General features: G+C 71.8%; 10 protein-coding genes. 8 read left to right on the top strand and 2 right to left on the bottom strand.

The window, feature by feature from the left end:
- On the top strand, positions 1-962 hold a 962-nt coding region (locus QCD68_RS11110; protein WP_301223050.1), incomplete at its 5' end, for a hypothetical protein.
- Positions 963-1,119: 157 nt separating this feature from the next.
- On the opposite strand, the gene QCD68_RS11105 is transcribed toward QCD68_RS11110, so the two are convergent.
- Positions 1,120-2,934, bottom strand: coding sequence for a histidine-type phosphatase (locus tag QCD68_RS11105; RefSeq protein ID WP_301223049.1), 1,815 nt, complete (start codon positions 2,932-2,934; stop codon positions 1,120-1,122).
- Positions 2,935-3,175: 241 nt separating this feature from the next.
- Here QCD68_RS11105 and QCD68_RS11100 point away from each other — a divergent pair, with 241 nt between their 5' ends.
- A complete protein-coding gene (locus QCD68_RS11100; protein WP_301223048.1) occupies positions 3,176-3,703 on the top strand; it encodes a tetratricopeptide repeat protein in 528 nt (175 codons plus the stop codon).
- Positions 3,704-3,758: 55 nt separating this feature from the next.
- Here the strand turns inward: QCD68_RS11100 and QCD68_RS11095 are convergent, their stop codons facing one another.
- Positions 3,759-4,091, bottom strand: coding sequence for a hypothetical protein (locus tag QCD68_RS11095; RefSeq protein ID WP_301223047.1), 333 nt, complete (start codon positions 4,089-4,091; stop codon positions 3,759-3,761).
- Between the two features lie 15 nt (positions 4,092-4,106).
- On the opposite strand from QCD68_RS11095, the gene QCD68_RS11090 reads away from it, so the two are divergent.
- The 6 genes from QCD68_RS11090 to QCD68_RS11065 all read left to right on the top strand — a co-directional run bounded on the left by QCD68_RS11090 (position 4,107) and on the right by QCD68_RS11065 (position 9,621).
- The gene (locus tag QCD68_RS11090; protein WP_301223046.1) at positions 4,107-4,559 is read left to right on the top strand and encodes a hypothetical protein; all 453 of its coding nucleotides are present in this window, start codon (positions 4,107-4,109) and stop codon (positions 4,557-4,559) included.
- Between the two features lie 51 nt (positions 4,560-4,610).
- Positions 4,611-4,976 (top strand): hypothetical protein, encoded by a 366-nt coding sequence (locus QCD68_RS11085; protein WP_301223045.1) that lies wholly within the window; start codon positions 4,611-4,613, stop codon positions 4,974-4,976.
- Between the two features lie 75 nt (positions 4,977-5,051).
- Positions 5,052-5,231 (top strand): hypothetical protein, encoded by a 180-nt coding sequence (locus tag QCD68_RS11080; RefSeq protein WP_301223044.1) that lies wholly within the window; start codon positions 5,052-5,054, stop codon positions 5,229-5,231.
- A 123-nt stretch (positions 5,232-5,354) separates the two neighbouring features.
- Entirely contained in the window at positions 5,355-5,624 is a 270-nt protein-coding gene (locus QCD68_RS11075; RefSeq protein ID WP_301223043.1) for a hypothetical protein, read from the top strand.
- A 116-nt stretch (positions 5,625-5,740) separates the two neighbouring features.
- A complete protein-coding gene (locus tag QCD68_RS11070) occupies positions 5,741-7,117 on the top strand; it encodes an alpha/beta hydrolase (protein WP_301223042.1) in 1,377 nt (458 codons plus the stop codon).
- The gene (locus QCD68_RS11065; RefSeq protein WP_301223041.1) at positions 7,114-9,621 is read left to right on the top strand and encodes a DUF2156 domain-containing protein; all 2,508 of its coding nucleotides are present in this window, start codon (positions 7,114-7,116) and stop codon (positions 9,619-9,621) included. The genes QCD68_RS11070 and QCD68_RS11065 overlap by 4 nt, the downstream gene beginning before the upstream one ends.
- Positions 9,622-9,713 lie beyond the last annotated feature (92 nt).

Genomic DNA, 9,713 nt, shown 5'->3' with positions numbered 1-9,713 from the left:
CCACCGGCGCCGGCACGGGCACCGGCAGCGCGCCGGTCTCGGGCGGGACGACCTCCGGGGAGGACGGTGTCGGTTCCGGCACGGAGGTCGCTCCCGTGGTGTCGGTCCCGGTGACGATCGGTGGGAACGGCATCGGCGTGATCGGTGACGGCGCCAGCACCGGCGGTTCGACCACCGGCGCCGGCACGGGCACCGGCAGCGCGCCGGTCTCGGGCGGGACGACCTCGGGAGAGGACGGTGTCGGCTCCGGGACGCAGGTCATCCCGGTGATCGACATCCCGGTCACGATCGGTGGGAACGGCATCGGCGTGATCGGTGACGGCACGAGCACCGGCGGTTCGACCACCGGCACGGGCACCGGCAGCACGCCCGTCGGTGGAGGGACGACCTCCGGCGAAGGCGGCATCGGCTCCGGTACCCAGGTCATCCCCGTGATCACCATCCCGGTCACCATCGGCGGGAACGGCATCGGCGTCATCGGCGACGGTTCCAGCAGCACCCCGGGGACGACGACGCCGGGGACGACGACGCCGGGCACGACGACGCCGGGCACGACGACGCCGGGCACGACGACGCCGGGTACGACGACGCCGGGTACGACGACGCCGGGTACGACGACGCCGGGCACGACCACGCCGGGCACGACGGACCCGGGCACCACGGATCCCGCTACCGGAGTCACCCCGGCGACGGGGACGAACCCCGGCACCACCACCCCGGTCACCACCCCGGCCGCGCTGGTCACCCCGGCGGCGGCGGTCACCACCCGCTCCGCTGCCACCCCGGTCGTCACGACGGCGACGGGCAGCGGGGTCAGCACGACCCGCACGGCCACCGGCACCACCGGCACCGCCGGCACGCTCGCCTACACGGGAGCGGACCGTCCGGTCCTCCCGGCCCTCGCGGCACTGCTGCTGCTCCTGGCCGGCCTCGGGACGATGACCCTGCGGCGCCGCCACTGACGACGACCCGCTGAACGGGTGCGGAGTACCGGGACCCCCGGTGCTCCGCACCCGCATGCCCTGCTCACAGTCGGGCTGGTGGCGTCTTCCGGGCGGGTGCGGCACGGCGGAGCGGCGGTCTCGCGCAGCCGCCACTCCGCATCGGGGTCACTCGGTGTCACTCAGTGTGACGACGTGCGCGACGCAGCACGAGGGTTCCGGCACCGGCCAAGAGGAACAGTGTCGCGAGCAACGCCGGTTCGAGCGGCGACTGCGCTCCGGTCGCGGCCAGCGTGCCCCTCGCCCCGGTCGTCGGTGTGCCGGCGCCCTGAGCCGCTGGTGTCGCGATCGAGGTCGGCGTGGGCGCAGCAGCGGGCGTCACGGTCGGGGTCGGCGTCGGCGCAGGCGCGGCTTCGGTGATCAGCGGGCTCTCGGTCATCGCCGTGCCGGTGAGGCACCGCTTGAGCTCGGTCTCCTTGACCCAGTGCGACCCTGGGGCGACCGCACGGCATCCAGAGGCGAAGGCGATCTCCCGCTCGTTGTAGAGCATGCGCACGAGCGGGGTGTAGGCCGCTCGTGTAACCGGGTCGATGCCCGCTCGCGACACGACGTCCCACTGCACGTTCGCGGCCATCGGCGTCACCTCGGAGCCGCGCCACGGATTGGTGGCGTCGTCGTAGACGTCGGCGTCCGATTTCGGAGCGGCGTTGTCGGGCGCGGCCACGGTGGATCCCGGCAGACGCAGCAGCGCAGCGAACGGGATGATCGTCTCGGCGTGCGCGAAGCGGAAGGTCGCGACCACGTTGCCACCAGCGGCGCGGGCGTCGATCGTGGAGAAGAAGTCGTCGAGCAGGGGCTTGGCGATCGAGTAGGTCTCGTCATGCCCGGCGAGGCTCGGGCCCTTCTCGTAGAAGTCCTCGGCGTCGAGCAGGTACGCGAACCACTCAGCATCCGCCGGCCGACCCGCGAAGTACTGCGCGAAGTCGAACCGGTGCGGAGCGACGTTCTCCTCTTGCATGTCGGCCGCGATGATGTACAGGTTGTACAGCGCCATCGCCGCATCGACGGCGGTCTTGATCGACTTCTTCGGATCGCCGCAGGCATCGGGATCGGCCTTCGTGTCAGCGCCGGGTGCGCACGTCACCGCGCCGCCCTTGGAACCGTCGGCGGTGTTGTACCAGGTGTGCGCCTTGTCCGTGCCGATCGCGGCGATGAACTCGGGCGTGAAGATGCCGGAGAGCACGTCGTCCGCCGCCTGGACCGATCGCGGCTTCGCCTCGATGTAGTGCAAGGCCGCCGCGATCGTGCCGCCGTCGCCGGTCTGTTCGGTGATGTAGTCCTCGTAGGCCTGGGCGCGCTCGCGCTCGGGGGAGCCCACGGCCTTCTCGGTGCCGTCCGGGTTCTCGACCTCGTGGAAGTAGAGCAGGTCCGGGCGCGGCTCGAGCGTGACTCCCGTGAGCCCGAAGCCCTTCAGGAAGTTCTCGCCTGACGCTGTGGCGCGGGCTTCACCCGATGTCTCGGCGACGACACGTCCGCCCGATCGTGCCGCTTCGGCGAAGAGTGGCGCGTTGCGCTGCGCGGCTCGGGCTCCGATGCCGCGGTGCTGGGCTGCGCCCTGGCCGGTGAGCATGCCGTAGCCGTTCGCGACGTTGGCGGCGGCGATGGCATCCAGGTCCGCGGAGAAGCGCTTCCCGATCTCCGGCGTCAGGAACCCGTTCTCGGCCTGTGCGGTTGCGGCGAGACGGTGCAGCAGCGCGTCGTACTTGTAGGCGGAGAGCCCCCGGGATCCGTGTCGGGCGACCGACTCCGTGGCGACGGGTGCGTAGCCGGTCGGCGCCGGCGAGTAGGCGTGGATGTCCGACTTGCTGGGTGCGATGTAGGGCTGCTTGCTGCTGTAGAGGTTGGTGTCGTCGTCGGCGTGCGCCGGTACCGCGACCATCAGCGAGGCGATGGCAGCGACGGCGACGCAGGAGAGCGCGGCGCGGGTGTTCATGGGTCCTCCGATGTCGGACCTCGGGCAGTGGTCCGACAAGCAGGGGTAGCGGCAGCGGGTGAACAGCACTTGACCCGCGGGTGACCGGACGGTGGCGCCGGGCGCGGCAGCGGGGGCCTGCTCCAGGTACCGGCCTCGATCGGACGACCTCGGCCGCCGACCGGTGGAGGTCGGCCATCGAGACGGCCGGTACTGTTTCGGCGCGGTCGCGTGACTGCTCGAACGGGAGGAGCGGCCGACCATGTCCGACGCGATCGACGCGCAACTCGATGCGATCTTCGCCGCCCGGAACCGCGAGGACATGCAGCCGACCATCGACGCGCTGCTCCCCATCCACGAGGAGCACCCGGAGCACCCTCGAGTCCTCTACGAGCTCGGGGGTGCGTACGACACGGCGGGAGCCGAGTCGACGGCGCTCAGCTTCTACGAGCGAGCGATGGAACGAGGACTCACCGGAGATCTCCGGCGCCGCTGCTTCCTCCAGTACGGGAGCACCCTCCGGAACCTCGGCCGCATCGACGACTCGCTCCGGGCCTTCGCGCGGGCCCGGGCTGAGTTCCCTGAGTCCGTCGCCCTCGGAGCCTTCGAGGCCCTGACGTTCCACGCCGATGGCCGGCCGAACACCGCACTCGCGAGCCTCCTCGTGCTCCTCGCGGATCACGTGGACGCCCCGGAACTCGACCGGTACAAGCCGGCCTTGCGCGGCAACGCCGACTACCTGGCCTCGCTGGACGCAGAGGACGACGACGTTCGTCCGGAAGCCCGGTAGGGGATTCGTTGACCAGACGAAGCGCGTGGAGGTTGCGTGGCTGATGCAACAGGAGTCACCCTGATCCGATGAGTTCGACGGGGAGCACTGTCCTGCGCACCAGCGCATTCGTGGCCACGGCGATGTCGTTCGTCTTGCTGACCGGGTGCAGCGGGACGGGTGAGTCGCCGACGGCCGCCGAACCGACATCGCGGCCACCAGCTGCTTCGAGTGATTCGACACCGACACCGACGCCGACCTCAGCCAAGGCATCGAAGCCTTGCCCGGCATCCGATGACGGTGTCCCGGCCGGTGCGAGGACCGCTTCGACGATCGATGTGGACGGGGATCTCGAGGCTGACCGACAGTGGGTGACCGAGGACGGCCGGTTCGGTGTGACGACGAGCACCGGTCTCACAGTTCCGTGAGTCCCCGCAACCTGTCCGGCGGCGCCGAAGCCACTGCGTTGGTCGCCGACGTGTCCGGTCAGGGCAACGGACCGGTCGTCATGCTCGTCGCGGGCAGCCGTGATGTCGATCTGTACCGCTGGACCGGCTGCGCATTCGAGGCAGTCACGAACCCCGAGGGCGACCAGTACCAGTTCGACCTCACCGGGCAACACGGCACCGGCGTGGGATGCACGAGCATCAACGGAGCGCGCCATCTGGTCGGACTCCTCGCGGATCGACCCGCGGGCGCCCCATCGGACATCGACCAGATCGCGGTGACACCCATCGAGCTCGACGGCACCCGCGGCGAGAACGGTCAGACCACGATGGCCGAGCCCACGGACGACACCGCCGCTACGAGAGCGACCCGGGTCACTTGCGACGACCGGACACTCGATGACGACGGGTTCGGAGTCGTGCCCCGCTGATCTGGCAACGGGACGCGCTCTCGTTGCAGTGGATCCCGTACCGTGCGTCGTGTGACCAACCAGTCCGGTTCTACTGACACGGGAACGGGACGAGCCTGGCTCGCGTGCCTGCTGACTGTTCCCTTCGCCGTCGTGCTGTTCGTCATCGCGTCCTTGGTCGCGATGGCTCTCGACGAAGCACGCAGCTTCGGTTGGCCCGGACCGACCGACAACGACCTCGATGTCGCGCAGATGAACCGGGATGAAGCGCTCGGCGGAGCGACGAAGGTCGGTGGTGTGGCGGTCCTGCTCGTGGTCATCTTCCTGGCGGCGTTCGGTACTCACGCATGGCGTCGACGTCGTCCGTTCAGGTACTGGTTCTGGCCAGTTGCACTCGTCCTGACAGCAGGGTCCGTCCCCGTCGCGCTCATCCTCTGATCGGGCAGGGAGACGATGGTGCAACGGCGCATCTCAGTGCTTGCACCTTCAGTCGGTCGCATTTACGCTGCCCGCATGTGGTGGTGGATCGCAACCGGCGTGGTCTTGGCGGTGTTCCTCGTGCTGTGGATCGTCATGCACCGCTTCACCGACTTCGGCTCTCGGGCCGCGGACTTCGAAGGCGCTGACCCCGAAGTCGCAGGGGCCCTCCGGCAGGCCGAGGCTGACATCGCGCAGGGGCGCATGTACTTCTGACCCTCCCGGGCCCTCTCCGTCACTCACGGTCGGTGGCGGGCGAAGCCAGCGATGTCGATGCCGAGGGGCGCGCCTGCCGTGAGTCGGACGCCTGTCGAGAAGCCAGTGCACCATGAGGTGATGATGCGCAGGTACCGACTCTGGCTGGCATGGATCCTCGGCCCGCTGCTGGCGGCGCTGGTCCTCCTGACGGTGCTCGCGGCGGTGACGGACTCCACGCCGTGGCCACCACTGCTGGCAGCCACCATCGCGTGCGCCGTCGCCGGGACGTTCCTGTTCGCGCTCGGACCGCGGGTCGCTCGCCAGCAGGACCGCGAGAGCCACGCAGCAGAGCCGGAGCGACCGGTGGACGAGCTCGATGGGCGACACTCACCACAAGGTGATGAGTCTTGATCAGGACCCGTCCTGTGGGAGTGCTGTACGCCTCCTGAACGGCCACAGTCGCTTGCTGAACACAGCGGCAGCCGACCAGTGGCTGTGCGTCAGCTGGACGGCAGCACGATGAACGCGTGCCCTCAGAACTGCTCCAGCTCCCGATCGTCCTCCCGGCCGTCCTCGTGCCGGTGGACGTCGTCGCCGTCGTCCTCGTCCTCCTGACGGTCTTCGGACCCCACGGCCGGACGAAGGGTGCGAACGCGTCGGAGCACCCGCCCCGACGCCGGTGGAACCGGGGCCTCCCCGGGGTGCTTGTGCGGATCGCGGCCATGGCGGTCGGCTCCGGCATCGGCCTGGTCGCCGTCTGGTGGTTCGGCGACGTCCAGGACCTCTTCGGGGTGTCCTTCACGCCCGTCACGCGCATGTGGGTCGCCTTCACGGCGGCCGCGGTCCTGTTGTTCCTGGTCGTCCTGGTGCAGGGCGGCAACGGCCGACGGATCGTCGGGCTGGGCGCTGCCCTGGCGGTCGCCCTCACGGCGGGCCTCGGCATCAACGTCGACTTCGGCGCGTACCGGACGATCGGCGAGGCCGTCACGCCGAACCCCTACCCGTTGAGCACCCTCGACCACCAGCACGCGGCGCGTCCGGGTGCCCGGATCGTCGACGCGGCGACCTGGACCGCGCCGAAGGGGATGCCGGGCCACGGCCGCACGATCGCCGTCCGCATCCCGGCGACGGTCTCGCACTTCCACGCCCGCCCCGCCGTCGTCTGGCTGCCGCCGGCCGCGCAGGTCGCCGACCCGCCGACCCTGCCGGTGCTCGTCGCGCTCTCCGGGCAGCCGGGTCAGCCGTCCGACATGTTCCAGACCGGCCGCCTCGGGTCGTTCCTCGACCGCTACGCGTCGACGCACCACGGCATCGCGCCGATCGTCGTCTCGCCCGACCAGCTCGGCGCCCCCGGCCACAACCCGATGTGCGTCGACAGCCGTCGTCTCGGGCGGAGTGCGACCTACGTGATGACCGACACGGTCCGGTGGATCCACCAGCACCTCGACGTCGCCTCGGGCAGTGCGGCGTGGGGCATCGGCGGCTTCTCGCAGGGAGCGACCTGCGCCATGCAGTTCTCGAGCGCGTACCCGGAGGTGTTCGGCACGACCCTCGCCATCTCCAGCGAGATCGCCCCGGCGAACGGCGACCTCCAGCACACGATCGCGGTCGGCTTCGGCGGCTCGCGTCCGGCCTACCTCAAGGCCACGCCGGAGGCCCTGCTCGCCGCCCACACGCCGTACCACGACCACTTCACCGTGTTCGGGTACGGCGAGGACGACGCTCCCTACAAGGCCTCGACGCTCGCGCTCCGTGCCGCGTCGGAACGCGCCGGGATCGCCACCACGCTCATCGTCTCGCCGGGCTCGGCCCACGACTGGAACACCGTCCGCTACGTCCTCGGCCGCGGCCTCCCGACCGTGATCGCCCACCTCGGCCTGCCGGTGGACGGGGTCCGTCGATGACCGCGAAGGGCGCACCCGACAGCGCCGCTCCGGAGCAGCCCGCGGCCCCGCCGAAGGCCGGCCACGAGGCGGCCGCGCGCGTCCTGCGTGACGTGGGGCGGGCCTCCCGGTCGGTGCGGCACGCCGTCACCCGACACCCGGTCACGGCCGTCGTCCTGCTCCTGGTGCTCGTGGCCTCCATCACCGCGGCGGCGCTGCGGTTCGCACACGGACGACCGGTGCCGGACGCGCTCGTCCCCTTCCGGGTGTTCGCCGTCACCACCGGTGTCCTCGCCCTGATCCTGACGCTCGCCGGTGTCGTCCTGCTGGTCGGCGCCTCCGAGCGCCTGATGGGGTCGCGCCGGACGGTCTCCGCGTTCCTGGCGACGAGCGTCGTCGGCGCCGCGGCCGCAGCCGTCGTCGGCGTCATCGACCCGGACGGCCGCCGTGGTGCCGCCCTGCTGTCCGGGGCGGAGGGCCTCGACCCCTGGACGGCGATCCTCGGCACGGTCACCACCGCGAGTGCGTTCGCCGGTCCGCTCTGGCGCCGTCGGATCCGGGTGAACGCGCTGGCCGTCGTCCTCACCCTCTTCCTCTACGCCGGGCACACCGCCGACCTCTCCGCCGTCGTCGCGACGGCTGCCGGTTGGGGACTCGGCGAGGTGTTCCGACGCACCCCGAAGCGCACCGGCTGGACCCGCAGCTCGCACCGCGAGACCCGGGTGCTGCTCGGCACGGTCGTCCTGGTGTCGGCGGTGGGACCGGTGATCGCGCTGGTGTCACGCGCCCGGGTCGGGTTGCTCGCGCCGATCGCCGCGGTCGTCGGGATGGGGCCGGCCGACCAGCCGTCCGCCTGTCGTGCCGACGGCGTCGCGGGGGAGTGCCTGCACCGTCTGCTGACCTACCGTGCGACGGACCCCTGGTCCCTGCTGCTGGCGATCGCGCCGCTGCTCGTGCTCGTCGTCGGGGCGATCGGGCTGTTCCGCGGCAGCCGGTTCGCCGTGTGGCTCGTCGTCGTGGTCGACACCGTCACGGGCATCGCCGCCGCCGTGACCTACACCCACGTGCCCGGCCGGGTCGACCAGCTCCGCGGGTCCGAGGACGACCTCGTCGTGGGGCTGTCGATCGCCGCGTCCGTCGCGGTCCCGCTCGTCACCGCACTGGTCCTCGTCCTGCTGCGGCGGTCCTTCACGGTCGCGGTCGCCCGGCGCCGGGTCGTCGCGTTCGCGGTGACCGTCCTGGCCGCCGCCGCGGTCCTGGCGACCGTGGTGTTCATCAGCGCCGACGCCGCGCCGGTGCGGGTGCACGACCCGCTCGGGCTGGTGGTCGCCGTCCTCGGACCGCTGTCACCGGTCGTGCACCACCGCGACCTGCCGATCCGGGACCCCGGGCTCCGGACCGTGCTGAGCCTCGTCGGGCCGCTGCTCTGGGCCGTGGTCGCCGTCGCCGCGATCCGACCGGCCGGTGCGGCGCCCGGTGCGACCGACGCCGACGTGTCCGCCGTGGACCGCGAGCGTGCCCGTGCCCTGCTCGTCGCGGGTGGCGGCGACACGTTCGGGTGGATGGCCACGTGGCCGGGCAGCGCGCACTGGTTCACCGCCGACGGTCGTGCCGGGGTCGCCTACCGCCGCACCGGCACCGTCGCGGTGGCCCTCGGCCCGTTCGGGTGGCCGGACGCGCGGGTGTCGGCGCTGACCGAGTTCGCCCGGTACTGCGACGACAACGGCTGGACGGCAGTGTTCCACGGCATCGACACGACCAGCGCTTCGGCCCTCACCCGGCTCGGTTGGCGCACGCTGCCGGTCGCCGAGGACGCGTCGTTCGACCCGCGGGGCTGGACGACGAAGGGCAGCCGGAAGCAGGACGTCCGCACGGCCGTCAACAAGGCACGGCGCTCCGGCTTCACCGCCACCTGGTCGTCGTGGCAGGACCTGCCGGTCGCGACCACCCGGCAGATCGAGGCGATCTCCGAGGAGTGGGTCGCCGACCGCGAGCTCCCCGAGATGGGCTTCACGCTCGGCAGCCTCGACGAGATGCGCGACCCCGCCGTCCGCACCCTCGTCGCCCAGGACGCCGAGGGCACGGTCCTCGGCGTCACCAGCTGGCTGCCGTCGCACCGCGAGGGCCGCGTGGTGGGCTGGACGCTCGACGTGATGCGACGTCGGACCGACGCCCCGAACGGCGTGATGGAGTTCCTGGTCGCCTCGGCCGCCGACGTGATGCGCGAGCAGGGTGCGGAACGGCTCGGCCTCTCCGCCGCGCCGCTCGCCCGCACGCCCGGCACCGGGTCCACCGGCGACGGCGTCGAGACGCTGCTGGAACTGGTCGGCGGGGTCCTCGAGCCGGTCTACGGGTTCCGCTCGCTGCTGCGGTTCAAGCGGAAGTTCGGCCCCGAACTCGAACCGCTCGTCCTCGCCTACCCGGACCCGGTCGCGTTGCCCGCGATCGGTGTCGCGGTGGTCCGCGCGTACCTGCCCGACCTGTCGCTCCGGCAGGCGCTCGCCCTGGTCCGGGGGCGCGGCTGAGCGCGCCTCCGGTGTGCGCGGGTGAGCACGCCCAGCGGGCGCGAGCGAGCACGCCCAGCGGGCGCGGCAGGGGCGCGGCTGATCGCCTCCGG

It is taken from the genome of Curtobacterium sp. PsM8 (assembly GCF_030433875.1).
Taxonomy (GTDB): Bacteria; Actinomycetota; Actinomycetes; order Actinomycetales; family Microbacteriaceae; genus Curtobacterium.
Note: the sequence above shows the minus strand (reverse complement) of the source record. Positions and strands in the feature narration are given on the sequence as shown.

Bases quoted from the DNA above. Each gene is read 5' to 3' on its own strand.
- QCD68_RS11105 (WP_301223049.1), bottom strand. From the start codon at position 2,934: ATGAACACCCGCGCCGCGCTCTCCTGCGTCGCCGTCGCTGCCATCGCC.
- QCD68_RS11100 (WP_301223048.1), top strand. From the start codon at position 3,176: ATGTCCGACGCGATCGACGCGCAACTCGATGCGATCTTCGCCGCCCGG.
- QCD68_RS11080 (WP_301223044.1), top strand. From the start codon at position 5,052: ATGTGGTGGTGGATCGCAACCGGCGTGGTCTTGGCGGTGTTCCTCGTG.
- QCD68_RS11075 (WP_301223043.1), top strand. From the start codon at position 5,355: ATGCGCAGGTACCGACTCTGGCTGGCATGGATCCTCGGCCCGCTGCTG.
- QCD68_RS11065 (WP_301223041.1), top strand. From the start codon at position 7,114: ATGACCGCGAAGGGCGCACCCGACAGCGCCGCTCCGGAGCAGCCCGCG.